We start from the raw sequence: 21,799 nt of genomic DNA, 5'->3' as shown, positions 1-21,799 counted from the left end.
TTAAAACAAATATAAAAAAAGCAGCAGTTATATAACCGCTGCTTATGATAAAGAAGTGAATTAAGAAAAGACCGGCTTAATCTTTAACCACTTTTTTCGTTATTTTGGTTGTATCATTCAAGGTAATTGTAAATACGTACACTCCTTTTACAAACGCTGAAACATCAATTTTATTGGCAGAGGTAGTAACATCTGCTGTTTTGATCAGTTTCCCGGAAGCATCATAAATGGCCACTGAAGCCTTAGCATATTTTCCAAGAATAATATTGACGTAGTCTTTTGCCGGATTTGGCGTAACAGCTACTTCTGAAATAAGCTTAACATCTGCCGTTCCTAGAACAGTAGCATTTGTTTTTGCAAAGTACCCTCCGAAACCTGTCGTCTGAAAACTTACTTCCCAATACTGATATGTTTCGTTCCAAACAAAATCAGCTACATCCGGGTTTATTACTGTGGCTGTACTTCCAAAAGAAGCCGTAGTCCCGGTATTTGCGGCACTGCTTCCAGCATATTTTTCAATCACAAGATTCGCTTTATTGGCATTATCTGTACTGGAGGTAGGTAGTTTTACAGTATTTGTAAGATTATAAGCATCAAAATCTGCCTGCTTGAAATATAAAGTCACCTTTCCGGTTGCTGCGGCAGCATTCGCGGCAGGATTGATTTCGTATCTTCTTGCTACATAATTGGGCTGGGCATTATCAACCCATACTTTTGACGTAACATCACCTGTCACTGTACTGGCAGCTTCTTTCTCTACTCTTGCAATCAGCTGGCAGGCGTTGGTAAAATAGTTATTTCCTCCGGATACCGTTGATGTTTTGGTTTGATTGGATGTGGCCAGGTTTTTCACTTCTGCTACATTTTCATAAATGGTTGCTCTCATTTTAAGATCGAAGGTTCTGACATTCCAGGTAGTTCCGTTGGCTGAAGTTTTGCTTCGTCCGCTTGCGGAAATCGATTCATTTTTCATAGAAATCCTTCCACTCAGTCCGTTAATGACAATGTAAAAATCCTTTCCTGTCACCATCTGCACATTGAGTCCGGAAAGATCTACATAATTCCAAGTAAATCTCTGAATATCATTTACCCAGGAAGAAACGGTTTTAGTGGCAATAATATCCCCCGGATCACCATTGGCATTTACTTTTCTGATCTGAATATCAACAGCCATATCACTTGGAATAGTGGATGTTCCCGTTAAAAATGAAAAGCCTCCTAATTTACCTGTTAACGTGGGTGTATACCGAACCGCCAAAGCTGTATTATCAAAGAAATTATTATTTTCCGTATTCGCAACAATATAAGGTTCATCATAGGTAACCGTTTCAAAATTAGATGCTACGCAGCCCAATTCTGTGGTAACTGCTTTATAAATATCCAGTTTCCCGTGTCCCCATCTTGCATTGGGAGTATTTCCGGTTGCGCCGTCTTTTCTTGCATTGGTCGTAAGACGGCTCTTTACCTCCGCTGCCGTTAATGCCGGATTGGCCTGTAGCAATAAACCTACAGCGCCTGCTACACCGGGTGAAGACATGCTTGTCCCTTGATTTTTAACGTAAAAATTAGTTCCGTTGATAATATCTGTTGCCGACGGAGCTGAATTGCTTGATCTTGAAGAAATCACATTCTGTCCTGAGCCTGCAATATCCGGCTTCTGAAAACCATCAACTCTCGGTCCCTGTGCGCTGAATGAAGATATTGATTCCTGAGGAGTAAGGGTATAGTACCCCCCTGAAGCAGTGTACCAGCTTGCCCTTCCCATGTAAGAAGCAACAGTAATCGCGTTGGAAGCATTACCCGGAGTTCCCACCACATATTCGTTATCTCCGTTTTGCAAAGTTGCGGTAATCCCTGTTCCTTTGCTATATAGCCAGCCATGAGTCGTAATGGCCTGCGCTCCGTTGTTGGTAATTTCTAAAGTATATAAGCCCTGGCAATCGGCTACAGATCCCGTATTTCTATTGATCACCAGCTGCACATAACGCTTATTGTTATCTGTACTCCAATAATTGTACATGGTTGCCGTAAAACCTCCACCCAAGATACTATGAGCTGTGTTTGTGCTTATGTTCTGTGTATATTGCTGTCCGTCAGGAGTTGTTAATCTGGCAGTAACTGCTGTATTATCATTAGCATACATCAGAAACGAAAATACGGAAGAAGCAGAAGTATTGCTGTTGACATTGAATGAATAGATCTGTGCAGCATTGGGTTCAATAGCCACCTGCCTGTGAAGATTCGCCCCATAATCATTTCCGGCAGAGATCACCACTACTCTTCCCGGTCCCGATGTTGTAAAGTTATTAACAGCTACTTCATGAGAAGCAGTACCATCGTGCGCACTTCCCTGCCCACCGATACTCATGTTCACAACAATCGGTTTGTTCAGTGCGGTAGCTACGTTCTGGAAATAGGTAAGTGCATTAATGGTATTGGTCGTAGGAAAAGAACCGTTTCCCCCTTTTACAAAAACAATATCTGCATCAGAAGAAAAACCTTTATGCCTTTTATCTGCAAATGCAGCCCCGTTTCCTGCTGCAGTACCTGCTACGTGGGTTCCATGACCGTTGGTATCATTCTCACGGACAAAACCTGCCGGAGTACCATCCAACTCATCTTCAATCTGGGCTCTGGTATATTCCACCCCGGTTGCAAATCCTGCAGGAGGAGCTTCAGTACCCTGTGCGGTAATTGTCTGATCCCAGATGGAAACAATTCTGCTTTTCGTCTGATCCAAAGCATTTCTAAAATCAGGGTGCTTCCAGTCTATTCCGGTATCATAAACACCTACTAAAATTCCGGCGCCATTATAGGCTGTATTGTTGAAAACACCATCCTGCAGAAGACTGGCTCCGGACTGGGCTCTGCTCACATCATTATGAAGTTCATCAAAAGCAGGAGCCATTACAGAAGTTACGTAAGGGAGCTGCATCAGCTTTTCAATATCATCAAGACTTACCAATGCGGTAGCAAAATTCGGTAACTGACTTTGTACAAGGAAGCCGTCGGATTTAAGCTTTTCCGGATTCTTAGTATAAATAATACATGAATACATGGTTTGGGCACCTTTGGAGGTAACAACCAAATGCTTGTCCAGCTTCATGCCATCATATTCCAGATCCTTTATCGTATTTCCTTTTAATACATTCTCTTTATTTTTAAGTAAAATATCAAAACGGGAGTCTAATTTCTGTACCTGTCCGTAAAAAGCATAGGAGTACAATCCCAAAAAAGCAGCAGTAGCATTCCTCAGAAACTTCGATCCTCCGTTTGGAATGTTTACTTTTGTAAGAAGTAGTTTTTTAAAATCCATATTTTAAGTTTTTTTAACATTACAAGTATACAATATTTATTTTATAAACAATCCCCGCAAAGCATCAATAATATTCATAAAACCAATTGTAAAATAAAAAATAATTCACTTTATAGCATTTAAAAATAAAAATATCTTAAATAATGTATTTAGAAAATAAATAAAATTCACAATAAGAATCAATAAATAAAAAATTATTAACCATTAAAGAAAATTTAATACAATTCATATGCAGGATTTCATATTCTATCTCAATCTTGGCTGGGAGCACATTATTTCTCTGGATGCCCTGGATCATCAGCTTTTCGTTCTGGCTCTTATTGCCGTTTACTCTTACAGCGACTGGAAAAAGGTTCTTATTCTTGTTACCGCATTTACCATCGGACATTCCATTACGCTTGCATTAAGTATTCTGGATATTTTCAGAGTTTCTTCTGCATGGGTAGAATTTTTAATTCCGTTGACAATCGTACTGACTTCACTGGATAATATTCTGATGAAAAATAAAAAACAGACGCTAATGCGGGCCAATTATTATCTGGCTCTGGTCTTCGGACTTATTCACGGAATGGGGTTTGCGAACACCGCAAGAGTGATGATCGCCAAAAGCCAGAGCATTGCCGTTCCTTTATTAGGGTTTAATATCGGGCTGGAACTGGGACAGATTGTTATTGTTGCCGCCATTCTGATCGTATTATTTATAGCGCTGAATCTTTTTAAAGTCAATAAAAAAGACTGGATTCTTTTTGTCTCTTCAGGGGTGTTTGCTTTGTCTTTAAAAATGACTTTGGAGAGAATTCCTTTTTAACCTTGAAACATTTTCAATTTTTAAACTACTTATTATTATCTTTGATAATTATTAAATCATTCGGTAATGAAATTAAAAGCAGTCCTATTTTCATTTTCTGTATTGGCATATACAGGCTTCACCGCACAAAATATTCAGAATAACCCCGGCAGTAACCACGGGAACAGATTCGAACAGCTTGGGACCATTCTCCCGACACCCAATATTTACAGAACAGCTTCCGGAGCTCCCGGACACGGATACTGGCAAAACAGAGCTGATTATGATATCACGGCTTATCTTGATGAAGACAAGAGAAATCTGAAAGGTTCGGAAACGATTACCTATTACAATAATTCTCCTGATGATCTGGATTATATCTGGCTTCAGCTGGACGAAAATGAGCAGTCTAATGTAAAAAATGCTGGTTTTGATTTCCCTTCGACACTTCCCGCTTATTCTACCGACCAGCAGCTGAAGGCAACTGAGCTCCCGGAAAAAGACAACGGCTATGGCGTTAATCTGGAAAAGGTAACCGATGCTTCCGGCAATCCGATGAAGTATACGGTGAACAAAACCATGATGCGTATAGATCTGCCTAAGGTTTTAAAGAAAGGAGAAAAACTGGTTTTCAAAGTAGACTGGAATTATAATATCCCGAACAGAATAAAAATGGGTGGCCGCGGCGGCTATGAAAATTTTGCTGAAGACGGAAATGATCTGTACACCATGACCCAATGGTATCCAAGAATGTGTGTATACAGTGATTTCCACGGATGGCAGAACCACCAGTTCACAGGACGTGGCGAATTTGCTCTGGTATTCGGAAATTTTAAAGTTTCCATGAATGTTCCTGCAGATCACATGGTAGGCGGAACCGGGGAATGTAAGAATTATGAGCAGGTTTTAACCTCTGATCAGATGGCCAGATACCGAAAGGCTGAAACTGCTTCCGAGCCTGTTGAAATTGTAACGCTGGATGAAGCGAAAAAGGCTGAAAAAAATCATTCGAAACAGAGGAAAACATGGGTATTTTCCGCTAATGATGTAAGAGATTTTGCCTGGACCTCATCCAGAAAATTCATCTGGGACGGAATGGGCGTTACGATTCCTGAAAACAATAATAAGGTAATGGCAATGAGTTTCTATCCAAAAGAAGCTTACGGTCTTTACAGAAAGTTTTCTACAAAAGCTGTAGCCCATACCATCAAAACCTATTCTGAATTTACCGTTCCTTATCCGTATCCTGTAGCGCAGTCTGTAGAGGCAGCGAACGGAATGGAATATCCTATGATCTGTTTCAATTTCGGAAGAACTGAAAAGGACGGAACGTATTCCGAGGGAACCAAGAACGGAATGATAGGCGTTATTATTCATGAAGTAGGACACAACTTCTTCCCGATGATCATTAATTCCGATGAAAGACAATGGAGCTGGATGGATGAAGGTCTGAATACTTTTACAGAATATCTTACCGAAGAAAAATGGGATAATAAATTTCCATCGAAAAGAGGTCCGGCATGGACGATCACAGATTACATGAAGCTTCCTAAAGATCAGCTGGAGCCGATCATGAGTAATTCTGAAAACATTATTCAGTTTGGCCCGAATGCTTATTCCAAACCTGCAACCGGATTGAATATTCTCCGTGAAACCATCATGGGCAGAGAACTTTTCGATAAAGCATTTAAAACATACGCCAAAAGATGGGCATTCAAGCATCCTGAACCTGCCGATTTCTTCCGTACAATGGAAGATGCCAGCGGTGAGGATCTGGACTGGTTCTGGAGAGGATGGTTCTACGGAACAGATCCTGTAGATATTGCAATAGATAAAGTAACGGTAGCAGCTCCGGATCTCAATACTCCTCCGAGAGATGCCAGAGAAGTTAAATATAAAGTGGAAAAACCGCTTCAGAATAGCTTTGAAGATATTTCGAAAATCAGAAACAAAGAGGACAAGAATATCACATTCTATGTAGATAAGGATAAAGATCTTCAGGATTTCTATTACCGATATGACAGAGGTCTGGAAAAGGTAGATTCAGAGAAGGAATATACTGTGAAAAATGAAGCCGGAGCTGCTCTGGATGCTAAGGATAAGGAGAAATTCAAAAACCTTACCGGCTACCAGATCGATTTTGTGAATAAAGGAGGATTGGTAATGCCAATCATTCTTGAATTCACTTTTGAAGACGGATCGAAACTGTATGATAAATCTTCTGCACAGATATGGAGACAGAATGAGCAGAAAATTTCAAAGACTTATTATTTCGATAAAAAGATCAAGTCTATCCAACTGGATCCAATGAGAGAAACTGCGGATATCGACACTTCCAATAATTTGTGGAGCAGTGCAGGTGCAGACAGTCAGCCTTCAAAATTCCAGTTGTTTAAACAGAAACAGGGAGGCGGTCCGGTAAGAGGAGGCGCCAACGGAAAGGTAAATCCGATGCAGGCCGCAGGAAAGAAATCATAAAAAATAAAAAAAGGTTGTTTCATATTTGAGACAACCTTTTTTATTTGAGCATGACAAGCCGTTGTAATGATTGGGCTAAAGCCCACCTCTATTGAATTTTTAAATACAGCCTTCAAAGATTTCTTTGTGATCTGTATGATCTGTCAGAGAATTTTTAAATACAAAAAAACTGCGTAATCTGTATGATTCGCCAGAGCGGGCTAAAGCCCACCCCTATTGAATTTTCAAATAAATCCTTTAAAATCTATCTGTAATCTGTGATTCGCCAGAGCGAGCTAAAGCCCGCCCCAATCCAATTTCCATAATATCAAAACATAGATTTAATCATTAAAAATCTGCGTAATCCGCCTGATCTGCGAGAGCTCTTTTCAAATAAGAAGAATCAATTCAGATAGGCTTTCAAAGAGTTTTTATAGGTTCTTCCCAGCGGGAGTTTTTCCCCGTCTTTAAGGTATACATGTGCGGAATCGTAAGAACCGATATGAGACGATAAAACAATATAAGACTTATGAATTCTTATAAAACCAAAGTTCTGATATTTCTCTTCAAAATTAGACATCCGCTCAAGAATCATGTACTTTTTCAGAGGGGTAACCAGGATGATGTACTCTCCGAATCCCTGTATCCAGCGTACATCGTCCAGCAGAACTTTATGCATCACGTAATTGGATTTAAACATGATAAAGTCTTCTTTCTTCTGAAGCTCCGCAGAGTTTTTAAACTGCAGGAAATCTTTTGCCTTATGAATAGCCTTCCGGAATGTTTCAAAATCTACAGGTTTTACAAGATAGTGCACAACATCCAGCTCGAAAGCTTTTACGGCATATTGGGTTTCCAAAGTAAGGAATATGCACAAAGGTTGATAAGGTAATTGATGTAAGAGTTCAATTCCGTTGATATAGGGCATATTGATATCGAGGATAACAAGGTCTACCCTATTTTCCCGGAGATATTCCAGTGCTTCTTCCGGATTCTGAAATACTTTAAGCAACTCAACATCTTCTATCTGCTCACAATATTTCTGAATCAGCTGGAGCGCCGGGTATTCATCATCTACACTTACGATCGTCAGATTAGCCATTACAATTTAATTTTTAAAACAGTCTGATAATTATTGTCTTCTGCAGGCTGGGAGATAAAAATAAATTTTCCTGCATAATTTTTCTCCAGGATATTCATTACCGCTTCATTTCCCAATCCGCTGTCGTTCATATTCCCGACAAGATTTTTTCTATTTGCTACTGAATTTCTGATTTCAAATACAATTTCCCCGTCCTGTATCTGATACCTCATATGGATATAACTGTCTGCTTCTATTCCCACGGCAGAATGCTTCAGGGCATTTTCAAATAAAGTAAGACATACAGAGGGCGGAACATCAATTAATTCCAAAGTTTCTTCATTGTGGATATCAAGACTGATGTTCAGTACATTATTATATTTTAATTGATATAATCCGATAAGGGATTTTATAGATGAAAACTCCTGAGCCATGCTTATTTTTTCTTTCCCGGTATCATAAATCACATACTGAAGCAGTTTACTGAGCTGCAAAATAGACTCCGATGTATTTTCCGATGGCTGGAAGCTTTTAGAATAAATATTATTGAGGGTATTCAGCAGGAAATGAGGATTCATTTTAGATTTAAGCAAATCGAGATACAGCTGCTCTTTTTCTTCGCCCAGATCTTTAAAGTCCTGTTCGATAAGAAATTTATCTTTTGTGATTCCCAGAAAAGAAGCTACGAGAATAACGATTCCCTGAGTAGTATACACATTATATAAAAACTTGGTATTGGAAAGGGCTTCGTTAAAAGTCATATTAAAGACTGTAGGTTCCAGCAAAATTCTAAAAAGGCTGGAAACGAGAAAACTGATCAGGGCATAGAGAATGAATTCAGGATATTTATTGGAAAGATAAAATTCCGGGACCAGATAAAAATAAACTAGACTGTAAATTCCTACATTGAAAATCAGAACGGATAAAACACTCCAGATGAGTTCCGGAACATCCAAAAAGTAGTTTTCGGTGAAAAAAATGATCACTGCAAAGACCAAAAAGAAGAAAATATGCTGAAACTTCAGTAAAAGCCCCCAATGATAATCCATGAGCCTTTTCAGGATTCCTGCACTAAACAAAACCCTGAAAACCAATAGTATAAGTACAATATTGATTACTAAAAACATCTAAAAAATCCAAATTTCAATCTTTCAAATATACCATCTTTTTCAGCCTGTCCTGCAGTTTACTGATAAAAACTGTCATTGATTGAAAAATAAATCCGCGGCTGGTTCTTATAAATATATTTGAAACATCGGGATATTAATTAAACATTACATGAAAATTAAATACAGATTAATAATCATTTTTCTGCTGGGCATGGTCCGGCTGGTAGATGCGCAAAGCCGCGACAATTATAATATGTGGTTCCAGTATCTGATGTCTGCAAGACTTACTGATAAAAGCACATTAACTGCGCTTTCCCAGTACCGTTCTTTTGACCTTGCATATGATACAAGACTGTTTCTGGTTTCTGCCTACTTAGATTACGAAGTAGCCAATGACGTAAAACCCGCCGCCGGATTTATGTTTTTGGTATTGGATTCCTATAAGTCTGATAATTCTAAAAAAGAGCGGTATGAGAAAAGACCTTTCCAACAGGTGACGCTGGGAGGTAATATCGGGAGAACTTCCGTTTCGCACCGTTTCCGTGTGGAAGAACGTTTCATCAGCAACCCGAACGAATTTATCGTGAGGCTCCGTTACCTTATTTCCCTGAGAATTCCTTTTAACAGAGCAGGTGAAAAAGAAAAACTATACGGCATTCTGAAAAATGAATTAAGAATGAATGTGGTGAAAGAAGATCCTTTTGACAGCAACCGTTTAACGGCAGGACTAGGAATAAAGGTGGGAAAAAACTCAGCCATTGAAGTGGCCTTTATCAATCAGCTGGAAACCGGATCTACGAGTAATTACGGTTACATAGGCTACAGAAACAGCTTCGACTGGAGAAAGAAAAACAAAAATTAATAATTATAAATCAAATCATCTATGCTTACTTTCCTTGGATTCCTCATGATCCTGATCTTCATGGTCCTGATCATGAACAAAAAAATGACTCCGCTTACCGCTTTGGTCATCGTACCTGTAACGATTGCTCTTTTTGCGGGTTTTGGTCCTGAACTGGGAGAAATGATGAAAAACGGGGTAAAAGAAATCGCGCTCACTGGAGTGATGCTGATCTTTGCCATCCTTTATTTCAGTTTAATGATCGACACGGGGCTTTTTGAGCCGCTGGTCAATATTATATTAAAAGCCGTTGGGGACAATCCCATCAAAACAACTATAGGAACAGCCATTCTTACGGCATTGGTATCTCTGGACGGCGACGGTTCTTCCACTTATTTAATTGTGGTTGCTGCTATGCTTCCCCTTTACAAAAAACAGGGGATGAATCCGCTGGTTCTTACCTGTATTATCATGCTGGCAGGCCAGATTATGAATATTCTTCCGTGGGGAGGCCCTACGGCGAGGGTAATGAGTTCCCTGAAACTGGGACACACCGAGATTTTTGTTCCTATGATTCCTATTATGGCCATCGGCATCCTTTGGGTGATATTTGTGGCTTATATTTTAGGAAGAAGAGAAAAGATAAGAATTGCCAAACATGGAAAATACAACAACTACAACAGCAATGACATCATTGGCGAAGTGGATCCGAAGCTGAGACGCCCGAAACTGATCCTGATCAATCTGGCTCTTACCATCACCCTTTTGGTGGTTATGATTCTGGATATAGTGCCTTTGGGAATTGCTTTTATGATTGCCTTCTGTATTGCTTCCATTATCAATTATCCTAAATTAAAAGACCAGCAGAAAATTATTTCCAAGCACGCAGGAAATGCTTTATCTGTAGCGGGAATGATCTTCGGTGCAGGAATTTTCACGGGAATTCTTAATGGTTCGGGTATTATGCAGGCTATGGGAAACAGTATGATCGAAATTGTTCCTAAAAGCTGGGGCGGTTATATGAATGTGATTACGGCTCTGTTCAGTATTCCGCTTACTTTCTTTCTCTCTAATGATGCTTATTATTTCGGAATATTGCCTATTATTGTTGCCACTGGGCATCAGCTGGGAATTTCACCTGAAATATTGGGAAGAGCGAGTCTTATCGGTCAGGGATCACATCTTCTGAGCCCTTTGGTTCCGTCTACGTATCTTTTGGTAGCGCTGGCCGGTGTGGAATTTTCAGACCATTTGAAATATACTTTAAAATGGGCACTGGGATCTTCTATTGTGATGCTGATCGCGGCATTGATTCTGGGTGTCATTTAACCTGGATTTGTTTAAAGGAAAGAAGCTGGAAGAGGGAGGATGGAAGTTTTTATTGGACGCAGTTTTAAAATTAATAGGAAGATTTAAAGATTAATAGAAACCGCCCGGAAGTTGTATTTTCCTCTTTAAGAACCTCCATCTTCCCTCTTCCATCATCCCTAACCGATTATTTTATTTCAGATATAAAAAAAACAACGGATCTTTGTACGGACAGCATATTTTTTTCAGATGAACCTTTTTGAAACAAAGAAAACATTCACAGGAAGATATTTAAAAAATCTCACTTTATATGTATTTGCCGCAATTCTCGGCGGAGTACTGACGGGCCATTATGCGCCGGATATCAGTATTCATCTGGGAGTTGTAAGCCGTTATTTTTTCCTTGTTCTGGAAATGCTGATCCTTCCGATTATTTTTATGGCCATCATGTATGGAATCTGTCAGCTCTCCGGAATCCGGAATGCAAGCAGTATTGTCTGGAAAACCATTCTGTATTTTCTCATCATCAGCTCTGTAGCGATTATTTTAGGATTTATTTTCGGCATTGCGGTGAGGCCGGGAGCTCATACCGGAATCGATACCACAAGAATCAGCAGATCTCTTCCCAGAACATTTGAGATTAATGATGACACTTTATCCGGCAATCTTTATCTGAACAGACATGGGATTTTTCTTCTTGTTTCCATTGCAGCCGGAATCTTTATGAATCTTTCGGGAGCAAGAGAAAAGTTTCTGAATCTGTTAGACCGGGCCATCAAAGCCTTTTATATGGTGATTAAGTATCTCTATATTATTCTTCCTGTCATTATCTTCTGTAATATTGCGTACGGAGTGGCTGTGTATGGGATCAATACGCTTCTTCCGCTCAGTAAAGTGGTGGCCACCGTTTATCTGGCCGATATTGTTTTTATATTCGGAGTTTTAGGGCTTGTTGCCTATCTGTTTAAAATCCGGCTTTGGAAATTTTTACTTGATTTAAAGGAAGAAATCATCCTGGTGATTACCACATCCTCCTCCAAAACAGCATTTCCACTGATCTTTGAAAAAATGGAGTCCGAAGGCTACAGCCGAAAAATTTTAAGATTTGTAATTCCTTTGGGCTATAATTTCAATCTTTCCGGGGCATGTATCTACATTTCCGTGACATGCTGCTTTCTCATTCAGTTTTATAATATTTCATTAACAGTCAGTGATTATCTCTGGCTTTTCGTGATTATTACCTTTACTTCAAAAACAGCATCCGGCGTTCCGGGATCAGGATTTCTGGCGCTTATCTTTACGCTGAACAGGTTTGGGAAGATTCCGTTAACGGATATTGCCCTTCTTTACAGTGTAGACCGCTTTATGAATGAAGCGAGATCAGTCACCAATTTTATCAGTATTGCGATTTCCGGAGCAGTGATTTCGAAGATGGATCAGAATCAAAAAATAAGAACTGAGGTTTTAGATTAGGATAAAATAAGGCTAAGGCTGAGATTAAGGTTGAAATTGAGAAGAATAAATGGTCAATTTGGTAAATAAATTGTCATTTACCACTCATTGCCCGTTCCTTACAATCAGGGCTGTAACTTTTTGAAAATCAGAAGCACTTATTAATAAAAAAAAATCATGAAATCATTTCTTATCCTTTTATTAGTAAGCAGCACTCATCTGTTTTCTCAACAACTGCTTACCCCATCCAACATCACTATTGATTCTAAACTGATCAAAGATGAAACCTCAGAAGCAGTCTGGTATGCTGATAATGCAGGAACAAAAATTGAAGTAGGAAGCATCACGACTGAGCTTAAAAAATTAAACAAAACGGATCTTCTCATCAGAACTACCGTTAAGTTAAAACAGGCTCCCGATGCCAAGTGGACGGATTCTACCATCGTAAAGACCGCCAATTTCGAACCTGTTTATCATTCTTCGTTCAATATGATGAGGGATATGGTTCTTAAATCTGGTAAAACCAATGTAACCGGATATTATCTGGACAAAAAATCTCAGAAAAAAAACAATATAGACATTCCGGCAACCCATTATTTCGACAGCAGCAGCTATCCGATGATGCTCAGATTTTCTCCGCTTAAAGAAAATTACATGGCCGACCTTTCCATTTTCGATTATAATCCGAATGCAAAGCAGGGCCTTATCAAAGCTTATATCCTGGAAGTGAAGAAAACAGATTACGAAGGAAAAAAAGTCTGGGCCGTAAAAACAACGGATGATATCAGTGACAAGACTTCCTTCGTTACTTATTATATTGATTCCGAAAGCCGAAAAATTCTGAAACAGGATATGGATCTCGGCGGAAGAAAAATGACACTGGAAACCATCAAATAAAAAAGGTCAAAAGTTTATTATTATGGTCATTTTTTTCTTTTTCGATCCGGAACAGCAACAACAAGTACTTTCCGCCCAATCACTACAAATCGATTGTTAAAAAACTGATTATCAAATTACAAACAACGTAAATAAATCTACATACAGTGTATTATATATGTAAATTTATTTTTATCTTTGAATCATACTCATCACCAAATCGTCAAAATCCTGATTGACTTTAAATGTTCAGGAACGTACAACAAATTAAAATATTAACTTATGAAAAATGCAAAATCATTGAGCAGAGAAGCACAGAAGACCATCGTTGGAGGTGCTGCGAGACTTGTTTGTTGCGAACGCGACAATCAGGGAAAATGTACTTTATGGATCGGGCCGGGACAACACTGCCCATAATTCATCGAAAAATTAGAATTAAATACCAAAGCCGGAATCTTCCGGCTTTACTTTTTTCATTTTTCTGCCATATTTTCACACTGCAAAATAAAACTCTGCCATTTCATCCACCCATTCCTGATGGCATACATTTAGAGAATTACATTGGAGAAATAATTAAAAATAAAATATATTATGTCAGTAAACTTTAAACCATTAGCAGACAGAGTTCTTATCGAGCCTATCGCTGCAGAAACTAAAACAGCTTCAGGTATTATTATTCCGGACACTGCGAAGGAAAAGCCGCAGGAAGGTACTGTAGTAGCAGTAGGTCCAGGAAAAAAAGATGAGCCTACAACTGTTCAGGTAGGTGACAAAGTTCTTTATGGAAAATATTCAGGTTCTGAATTAAAATTAGACGGGAAGGATTTCTTAATCGTTAAGGAAGGAGATCTTTTAGGTGTTATTGGATAGAAAGCAGTAGGCATCAGGCTATAAGCAATAGGCAATGAGAGACTACAAAAGATATGATACCTGGAAAATTGCCCATGAATTGGTAAAAGAAATATACACCATCTCTGAAAGTTTTCCAAAATCAGAACTCTTTGGTTTGACTTCTCAAATAAGAAGAGCATCAGTCTCCATTCCCACAAATATTGCAGAAGGCTGCGGAAGATCAACGGACAAAGAATTTGCACGATTTTTAGAAATAAGTATAGGTTCCACAAATGAAACTGAATATTTACTCTTCCTTTCCTGCGATTTAGGTTTCACTTCCGAAGACAAATTATTAAGCCTTAATCCAAAACTGAATTTAATCAGACAAAAACTCATACAACTTAGAAAAAAATTATTAAATAATAATTAACAGCTTCAAGGCAAAAGCTTACTGCTTAAAGCCTAAAGCTTAAAGCTTAACATTATGGCAAAAGAAATAAAATTCGATATTGAATCAAGAGACGCTTTAAAAAGAGGGGTTGATGCATTGGCTAATGCAGTAAAAGTAACTTTAGGACCAAAAGGAAGAAACGTAGTGATTGAAAAATCTTTCGGAGCTCCTCACGTAACTAAGGACGGTGTTTCTGTTGCAAAAGAAATCGAACTTGAAGACAGAGTAGAAAATATGGGTGCGCAAATGGTAAAAGAAGTGGCATCCAAAACTAATGATATCGCAGGAGACGGTACTACTACCGCTACTGTATTGGCACAGGCTATCGTAAGAGAAGGTCTTAAAAACGTAGCAGCAGGTGCAAACCCAATGGATTTGAAAAGAGGTATCGACAAAGCAGTAACTGCAGTGGTTGAAAACCTTAAATCTCAATCCAAAACTGTTGGAGATTCTACAGAAATGGTGAAGCAGGTAGCTTCAGTTTCTGCGAACAACGACGAAACTATCGGATCTCTTATTGCTGAAGCTTTCGGGAAAGTAGGTAAAGAAGGGGTAATCACTGTAGAAGAAGCTAAAGGTATCGATACAACAGTAGATGTTGTAGAAGGTATGCAGTTCGACAGAGGGTACCAGTCTCCGTACTTCGTAACGAACCCTGAGAAAATGGTAGCTGAAGTAGAAAACCCTTATATCCTTTTAGTAGAAAAGAAAATTTCTTCTATGAAAGAATTGCTTCCGGTTCTTGAGCCAATTGCACAGGGTGGAAAATCTCTATTGATTATTTCTGAAGAAGTGGAAGGTGAAGCTTTGGCAACTTTAGTGGTAAACAAATTAAGAGGTTCCCTTAAAATTGCTGCTGTAAAAGCTCCGGGATTCGGAGACAGAAGAAAAGCAATGTTGGAAGATATCGCTATCTTAACAGGTGGACAGGTTATTTCTGAGGAGCAAGGTTTCACTATGGAAAACATCTCTTTAGACATGCTTGGAACTGCTGAGAAAGTAACTATCGATAAAGATAACACAACGATCGTAAACGGTGGTGGTGATGAAGCTAAAATCAAAGGAAGAGTAGCTCAGATCAAAGCTCAGATGGAAACAACTACTTCTGACTACGACAGAGAAAAACTTCAGGAAAGACTGGCTAAGTTAGCTGGTGGTGTAGCTGTACTTTACGTAGGAGCTGCTTCTGAAGTAGAAATGAAGGAGAAAAAAGACAGAGTGGATGATGCGCTTCACGCTACAAGAGCTGCTGTTGAAGAAGGTATCGTTGCAGGTGGTGGTGTTGCTTTAGTAAGAGCCATTTCTGCTTTGGAAAACCTTAGCGGAGTTAATTCTGACGAAACTACAGGGATCAAAATCGTGAAAAGAGCGATTGAAGAGCCATTAAGACAAATCGTTGCTAATGCAGGTGGTGAAGGTTCTGTAATCGTAGCGAAAGTAGCTGAAGGACAAGGTGACTTCGGATACAACGCTAAAACTGACGAGTATGTAAACATGCTTGAAGCAGGAATTATTGACCCTACGAAAGTAACAAGAGTTGCCCTTGAAAATGCAGCTTCTGTTTCCGGAATGCTTCTTACTACTGAATGTGTAATCACTGAAGTAAAGAGTGCTGAACCTGCTATGCCAATGGGTGGTGGAATGCCGGGAATGATGTAACAGCGAGTCGCTGAGACCATTTAATATATAAACCGCTCTGCTTTTGCAGGGCGGTTTTTTGTTGTGTATTTTGATTAATTACTCTGCAATAAGTAATAAATAGTATATTGGCAAATCAAAACAATTTATAAATTTGCAAACCTTATAAATTATTAAAGTCGTTTAGTAAAAACGAAATTCCATATAAAATATCAAAAATAAATACAGGGAAATAAGCTGAACAGACACCCCCACAACAGTAGTAAGCATTCAATGAAAATTAAAACTATGACCAGACAATTAAAGCTGGCAATTGTACTACTAGTAACAGTTGCAAGCATGGGTGTAAATGCCCAAAAGAAAACAACTCCAAAATCTACCAAACCATCCACTGAAAACAAAACCGCAAAACCCACCAAACAGGAAACCATGGATTGGATTGGTGGAAAAATGAAAGAAAATTTAGCCGGGACATTAGGCGATTTTAGACACTTTGTTTCTTACAGCAATGGCATTTTTGTTTATAAGAAGGAGGCTAAAATGAACGAATGGTATTTTACAACAATCGACTTAAACACAGTTAAGGGAATGAATAATGAGTATTCAAAAGATTTTTATGTAACTGGGAAAAAATTAGTCAATACCGTATTGGAAGGAAAAGAGTATGGTACCGAAAAAGATTTCTTATCCATTAGCGGACCTAACTATGATGACTATTCTGCTCCATTTAGTTTTACAGCTGACCAAGCTTTAGTTGAAAGATTGAAAAAAGCCTTCGCTACATTAATTGAATACAATTCAACACAAAAAGGAGCCGACGAAAAGTTTTAATTTTAAAGAATATATTTCGAAAATGCAGCTTCTGTTTCCGGAATGCTTCTTACCACTTAGTGCGTAATCACTGAAGTGAAGAAGGATGAGCCAGCTATGCCAATGGGAGGTGGAATGCCGGGAATGATGTAACAGCGGGTCGCTGAGACCATTTAATATATAAACCGTTCTATTTTTATAGGGCGGTTTTTTTGTTCAGAATAGTCAAACAGTGAGTCAAGAAAGGTTGCTGAAAGTATCATTCAACAGCCATTTCATGCAATTGATAATTTTGCAATGAATTCATATTTATGTTTCGAAATAAGCATTATCTTTGGCCAAAAATATAATCTATTGAAGTTAATAACTGTATGAAGCGGTGGCACGTTGTGCACTACCTTCATAAACGATCATCATTTTGAAGCTATTTTGAAAACGACAACAATAAAAATAAAATAATAAACAAATTAAAATCATGACTTTTACTAAAACAATTTTTACATTGTTACTTACACTTTTATCATTAACAACCGCTTTTGGGCAAGCGTCTAAACATAAGACTAAAATCTTATTAATCGGGACCATTCACTTCGAAACACCTCATTTAGATAAGTATGAATTAAAGACTGACGATTTTTTAGCTCCGAAAAGACAAAAGGAACTGGAAGAACTCACCGAAATTTTAAAACGAACCAATGCTGATAAAGTGATGATAGAAAAACCATTGAAGCAGCAAAAGCAAATTGACAGTCTGTATAATGCTTATTCCCAAAACAAGTATAAATTAACCGTTTCTGAACGAGAGCAAATTGGTTTTAGATTGGCTAAAAAATTAAATTTAAAACACATCAATTGTGTAGATATTTTTTACGGAATGAAACGTGACAGTTTGGTTTCTGCTACTGCTAAAGAAAAAAATCAGGAATATATATTAAATGAATTAGGTGGTATCGCGAAAAACTTTTTGGGTGAAATAGATCGTGTAACCAAACAAAATTCAATAACCGAAATCCTAAAGTATATCAATACAAAAGAACTTTTACAGAAAAATCTGTCAATATACTTAAAATATTATGCAAAAATTGGCGCCGGAGAAAACTACATTGGTGCGGAAGCAGTTTCTGAATGGTATTTGAGGAATTTAGCCATTTATTCTAATATCATTACTCAAATAGATCCCAAAGACAAGTACATTGTTCTCCTATTTGGACAAGGACATATTCCTATCTTAAAACACCTGCTGCAAAATAATGACGACTTTGAAGTGGTTGAAGTAAGTAGCGTATTAAAATAGGCTGCTGCCAAAAGCTAAGCTTCTGTTTCCGGGATCTTCTTACTATTGAATGTGTCATCACTGAAGTGAAGAAGGATGAGCCAGCTATGCCAATGGGTGGTGGAATGCCGGGAATGATGTAGCCAGTGCTAATGCTTTAAATATATAAACCGTTCTGCTTTTGTGGGGCGGTTTTTTTGTTTGGAATATGGTTTTCCGTAAGGAAATAGTATATTTATATTCTATATTTAACAAATGGATAACCAAAAGCAAAACAACATTCGCACAATTGTATATTGGTGCAATGCGTAAATTTGGATGACACAGCAATTATAAACAGACATACAAAAGACAATGGATATAACAAAAAAACTAATTATCAGGCCAGAGACAGTAGAAACAATTTTTGACTATTACCAAAAAGAACAATTATTGGTAAATAGACGTTATCAGCGTAAACTTGTTTGGACAATTGAAGAAAAAGAAAAATTCATTGACTCAATTTCACTTAACTATCCTGTTCCACTTTTTTTAGTTGCTGAAATTTCCTATAAAGGGAATACTATTCTTGAAATAATAGATGGTATGCAAAGACTAAATGCAATCACATCCTTTATTGAAGGTGAATTCTCTTATGAAGGCAAATATTTTGATTTGGAAACAATTGCAAATACAAAATATTTACTTGACAAAGGACTATTAACGCAAAAGACACCAAAGTTAAGTAGAGAACTTTGTAAGAATATCGCAAGTTACCAATTACCTCTATCTGTATCAATTTTTAAAGAAGAAACCGCAATTGACGATATTTTTAAACGAATTAATTCAAATGGAAAACATCTATCAAGTCAAGAATTGAGACAAGCTGGTTCAATTAATTCATTCGGTAAACTAGTCAGACAATTGTCTGAAAGTGTTCGTGGTGATGTTTCTCACACTGAAAGACTTACACTAAACAATATGAAGAAAATTTCTATTAATAACAAAAGTTTAGGTTATGGAATTGATATGGGTGGAATTTTTTGGCGTAAACACAATCTTATTACAAATGAAAATATAAGAGAATCAAGAGATGAAGAACTATTAGCACATTTACTTAGTGCAATTTTAATTGAGCCAAGACCTGCTGCAACATCAAAAAACCTTGATAATTTTTATGGCGAGAATTTAATAATCGAACAAACGATAAAAAAATTAGGCGAATCATATATTGTTAAAATGTTTGAGTCAGTATTTGAAGAGTTTCGTAAGACATTTGAAGCCACAAGAAGTTCATTTTTTAGGGTTTTATTTAAGAGACAGACATCTTATGTTAATCGTTCGTTTCAAGTTTTTTTCTTAGCCTTTTATGACTTGCTAGTAAAAGAACAGCTAAAAATTACTAGCTACTCTGACTTATGTAAATCTCTTGAAGGTGCTGGTGATAAATATTTAACTTCTAATGCAGAGTTCTATAATTTATCTCAACAGCGTGAGCAAGGAGTCGAGGTTGTTAAAGGATTAATTCGGAAATATTTTATTAAAAGAAGTGAAAGTGACCCAGCTTTAAATAACGGTGTTTTAAAACTAGAAAACATACTAGAAAGTTCTCATACAGAAAATACTTGTTATGACTTTAAAATTGGTTTTCATAAAATGCACAATGATAGTGGATTTGACGATGGCTGTTTTGATAAAATTTTAAAAACTTTGACAGCAATCGCAAATATAAGCAAAGATAGTATTGGTTATGTTATTATCGGTGTTGCAGACAAAAAAGCAGATAGTGACTTCCACGAGAAATACTACAAATCTAAATCTGTTATTTTTAAAGAGTTTTTAGTTACTGGAGTTCAGGAAGAAGTTAAAAAATATAAGAATCACGAAGAATATCGAACTGTTATAGAAAACAAAATAAAACACTCGAAAATTACTCCATCAAAATATATTGACCAAATACTTCGTAACATAGACTACTTCAATTACTACGACAAATCAATCCTTATTTTCAAAATTGAAACAGATGGTGAACCTGTAAAATTTGGAGACAATTATTATGAAAGACAAGGAACAAGCACGATACAAATTCCACGTGATAAAGAAGTAAGTCTATGGCAAAGAATGTTAAAATAGCTGTTGCTAACACGGGTTTTGCATTAGGCAGGTTAACGTACGAACTTGGAGCTTCGTGCTCCGAAACCTGCCTACGTAAAGCCCTTGAATGTTACCTGATAGGTTAATAAAGAAAAATCCCGACTCCCGTCGGGGTTTCTAATCAATTTTAAAATCCAATAAATCTTTAGGCGATACATTTAGACCTCTAGCCAAATCAATTAATGTAGTAAATGCAAAATTTCTCTTCCCATTTTCTATATCGCTTACTGGGTAAGTCTTCAAAAAAGGTAAGTCTTCAAAATATCTTTATGTTCATCTGGCTAAAAGCATTTTAGAAAATTCTTTTTCAACTTTTTCCTATCTTTAAACCACGCTATTCAATTAAAGAGATTTAAATAAAAATAAATACTAATATCATTGAAAAAGTTATTAATTCTTTCATTTTTAGGTTCAATACTAGCTCACGCACAGACACTTCATTTTAAAAATCTCGCCAATATGTCTGCAGGCAGAGGGGCCACAGCCAGTGTAATCGTGAATGATCATATATATGTGAGCAATGGGTATCAGGAAAAAGCAAGTGATGCAAGGTATGTTGAGAAATATAATATTACCAGTAATAGCTGGAGTATTCTCAATTCTAGTCTGCTTCCCAAAAGATTTGCTAATTCGGAGACTTACAACAATAAAATTTATATTTTTAACGGTTGGGGAAACAGCCATCTTGAAATTGTAGACCTTGCCACCAATACACTAACGAAGGGAGCTGTTAATCGTTCCTATACGGGAAATTCAGGTTCAGCCATCCATAATGGCAGAATATATGTATTTGGCGGCAGCGGATTAAACGGAGCCGCAACCACCGTATTTTCCAATAAATTCCAGTACTATGATATTGCTTCAAATACCTGGAATCCATTACCAGATATGCCCACAGCCAGAGAAGCAAAAGGCAAAATTGTTAATGATAAGCTTTATGTAATTGGTGGTTTTAACGGGACCCCATCCCGTCTGATCAATGTTTACGATCTCAATACTAATCGTTGGGTCGATAAGTACACGATGCCTGTTGGCATATCCGGGCACTCATTAGCTGTATCCGATAATAAGATTTTTATTGTAGGTGGTTTTAATAATCAAAGTTTCCTGGCCTATTTTGATACAACCACCAATAAATTACATCAGCTATCATCCAATATGATTCCCAGGAGACACGCTGCAGCGGAAGTATACAACAATAAATTATACATCATCGGTGGAAGTACAACGTCTCTCACCAGCTCAGCCATTAAAAGCATACAAGTGGCAGATATTAGCGAAAACATACTTTCTGCAAATGGCAGACAATGAAGATCAAATATCTCCTCTATTCCCCACTATGCAAAGTCTCCCGACTTTAATCCAGTGGTGGGATAATACTGTATTCATCAATTCAATAAATATATTATAATCTGTAGATTTGGAGATTGTAA

General features: G+C 37.6%; 18 protein-coding genes. 14 read left to right on the top strand and 4 right to left on the bottom strand.

Features of this window, described 5'->3' with window-relative positions; translation table 11 throughout:
- Nucleotides 1-76: 76 nt before the first annotated feature.
- Nucleotides 77-3,316: a S8/S53 family peptidase gene (locus ACM46_RS20625; RefSeq protein ID WP_048508552.1), complete on the bottom strand. Its 3,240-nt coding sequence runs from the start codon at nt 3,314-3,316 to the stop codon at nt 77-79.
- Nucleotides 3,317-3,545: 229 nt separating this feature from the next.
- Between ACM46_RS20625 and ACM46_RS20620 the strand changes: the two genes are divergently transcribed.
- Nucleotides 3,546-4,124: a HupE/UreJ family protein gene (locus tag ACM46_RS20620; protein ID WP_048508551.1), complete on the top strand. Its 579-nt coding sequence runs from the start codon at nt 3,546-3,548 to the stop codon at nt 4,122-4,124.
- A 66-nt stretch (nt 4,125-4,190) separates the two neighbouring features.
- On the top strand, nt 4,191-6,581 hold the full coding sequence (locus tag ACM46_RS20615) for a M1 family metallopeptidase (RefSeq protein WP_048508550.1): 2,391 nt from the start codon (nt 4,191-4,193) through the stop codon (nt 6,579-6,581).
- Nucleotides 6,582-6,963: 382 nt separating this feature from the next.
- On the opposite strand, the gene ACM46_RS20610 is transcribed toward ACM46_RS20615, so the two are convergent.
- Entirely contained in the window at nt 6,964-7,662 is a 699-nt protein-coding gene (locus ACM46_RS20610; protein WP_048508549.1) for a LytR/AlgR family response regulator transcription factor, read from the bottom strand.
- The gene (locus tag ACM46_RS20605; RefSeq protein WP_241486066.1) at nt 7,662-8,768 is read right to left on the bottom strand and encodes a sensor histidine kinase; all 1,107 of its coding nucleotides are present in this window, start codon (nt 8,766-8,768) and stop codon (nt 7,662-7,664) included. The genes ACM46_RS20610 and ACM46_RS20605 overlap by 1 nt, the downstream gene beginning before the upstream one ends.
- Nucleotides 8,769-8,919: 151 nt before the next feature.
- Between ACM46_RS20605 and ACM46_RS20600 the strand changes: the two genes are divergently transcribed.
- The 11 genes from ACM46_RS20600 (at nt 8,920) to ACM46_RS20555 (ending at nt 20,345) form a co-directional block, all read left to right on the top strand.
- Complete coding sequence (locus ACM46_RS20600; protein ID WP_048508548.1) at nt 8,920-9,612, top strand: DUF2490 domain-containing protein; 693 nt, start codon at nt 8,920-8,922, stop codon at nt 9,610-9,612.
- 21 nt (nt 9,613-9,633) lie between these two features.
- Complete coding sequence (locus ACM46_RS20595) at nt 9,634-10,920, top strand: CitMHS family transporter (protein ID WP_048508547.1); 1,287 nt, start codon at nt 9,634-9,636, stop codon at nt 10,918-10,920.
- A gap of 228 nt (nt 10,921-11,148) precedes the next feature.
- Nucleotides 11,149-12,372: a dicarboxylate/amino acid:cation symporter gene (locus ACM46_RS20590; RefSeq protein ID WP_048508546.1), complete on the top strand. Its 1,224-nt coding sequence runs from the start codon at nt 11,149-11,151 to the stop codon at nt 12,370-12,372.
- A 156-nt stretch (nt 12,373-12,528) separates the two neighbouring features.
- Nucleotides 12,529-13,248 carry a DUF3108 domain-containing protein gene (locus ACM46_RS20585; protein ID WP_048508545.1) on the top strand — a complete coding sequence of 240 codons (720 nt, stop codon included), beginning with the start codon at nt 12,529-12,531 and terminating at the stop codon, nt 13,246-13,248.
- A gap of 261 nt (nt 13,249-13,509) precedes the next feature.
- Nucleotides 13,510-13,644 (top strand): hypothetical protein, encoded by a 135-nt coding sequence (locus ACM46_RS23810; protein ID WP_277619862.1) that lies wholly within the window; start codon nt 13,510-13,512, stop codon nt 13,642-13,644.
- A gap of 174 nt (nt 13,645-13,818) precedes the next feature.
- Nucleotides 13,819-14,097, top strand: coding sequence for a co-chaperone GroES (locus ACM46_RS20580; RefSeq protein WP_034723531.1), 279 nt, complete (start codon nt 13,819-13,821; stop codon nt 14,095-14,097).
- 34 nt (nt 14,098-14,131) lie between these two features.
- Complete coding sequence (locus ACM46_RS20575) at nt 14,132-14,491, top strand: four helix bundle protein (protein ID WP_048508544.1); 360 nt, start codon at nt 14,132-14,134, stop codon at nt 14,489-14,491.
- 54 nt (nt 14,492-14,545) lie between these two features.
- Complete coding sequence (gene groL, locus ACM46_RS20570) at nt 14,546-16,171, top strand: chaperonin GroEL (RefSeq protein ID WP_048508543.1); 1,626 nt, start codon at nt 14,546-14,548, stop codon at nt 16,169-16,171.
- 267 nt (nt 16,172-16,438) lie between these two features.
- Nucleotides 16,439-16,981 carry a hypothetical protein gene (locus ACM46_RS20565; protein ID WP_131707640.1) on the top strand — a complete coding sequence of 181 codons (543 nt, stop codon included), beginning with the start codon at nt 16,439-16,441 and terminating at the stop codon, nt 16,979-16,981.
- 454 nt (nt 16,982-17,435) lie between these two features.
- On the top strand, nt 17,436-18,254 hold the full coding sequence (locus tag ACM46_RS20560) for a DUF5694 domain-containing protein (protein WP_048508541.1): 819 nt from the start codon (nt 17,436-17,438) through the stop codon (nt 18,252-18,254).
- 333 nt (nt 18,255-18,587) lie between these two features.
- The gene (locus ACM46_RS20555; RefSeq protein WP_048508540.1) at nt 18,588-20,345 is read left to right on the top strand and encodes a GmrSD restriction endonuclease domain-containing protein; all 1,758 of its coding nucleotides are present in this window, start codon (nt 18,588-18,590) and stop codon (nt 20,343-20,345) included.
- 138 nt (nt 20,346-20,483) lie between these two features.
- On the opposite strand, the gene ACM46_RS23150 is transcribed toward ACM46_RS20555, so the two are convergent.
- Nucleotides 20,484-20,609 carry a helix-turn-helix domain-containing protein gene (locus tag ACM46_RS23150; protein WP_117614457.1) on the bottom strand — a complete coding sequence of 42 codons (126 nt, stop codon included), beginning with the start codon at nt 20,607-20,609 and terminating at the stop codon, nt 20,484-20,486.
- A gap of 135 nt (nt 20,610-20,744) precedes the next feature.
- Here ACM46_RS23150 and ACM46_RS20550 point away from each other — a divergent pair, with 135 nt between their 5' ends.
- The gene (locus ACM46_RS20550) at nt 20,745-21,677 is read left to right on the top strand and encodes a Kelch repeat-containing protein (protein WP_131707639.1); all 933 of its coding nucleotides are present in this window, start codon (nt 20,745-20,747) and stop codon (nt 21,675-21,677) included.
- The last annotated feature ends 122 nt before the right edge of the window (nt 21,678-21,799 follow it).

Origin of the sequence: Chryseobacterium angstadtii, assembly GCF_001045465.1 — a bacterium.
GTDB lineage: Bacteria > Bacteroidota > Bacteroidia > Flavobacteriales > Weeksellaceae > Chryseobacterium > Chryseobacterium angstadtii.
This window is presented reverse-complemented; position numbering and strand designations above follow the sequence as displayed.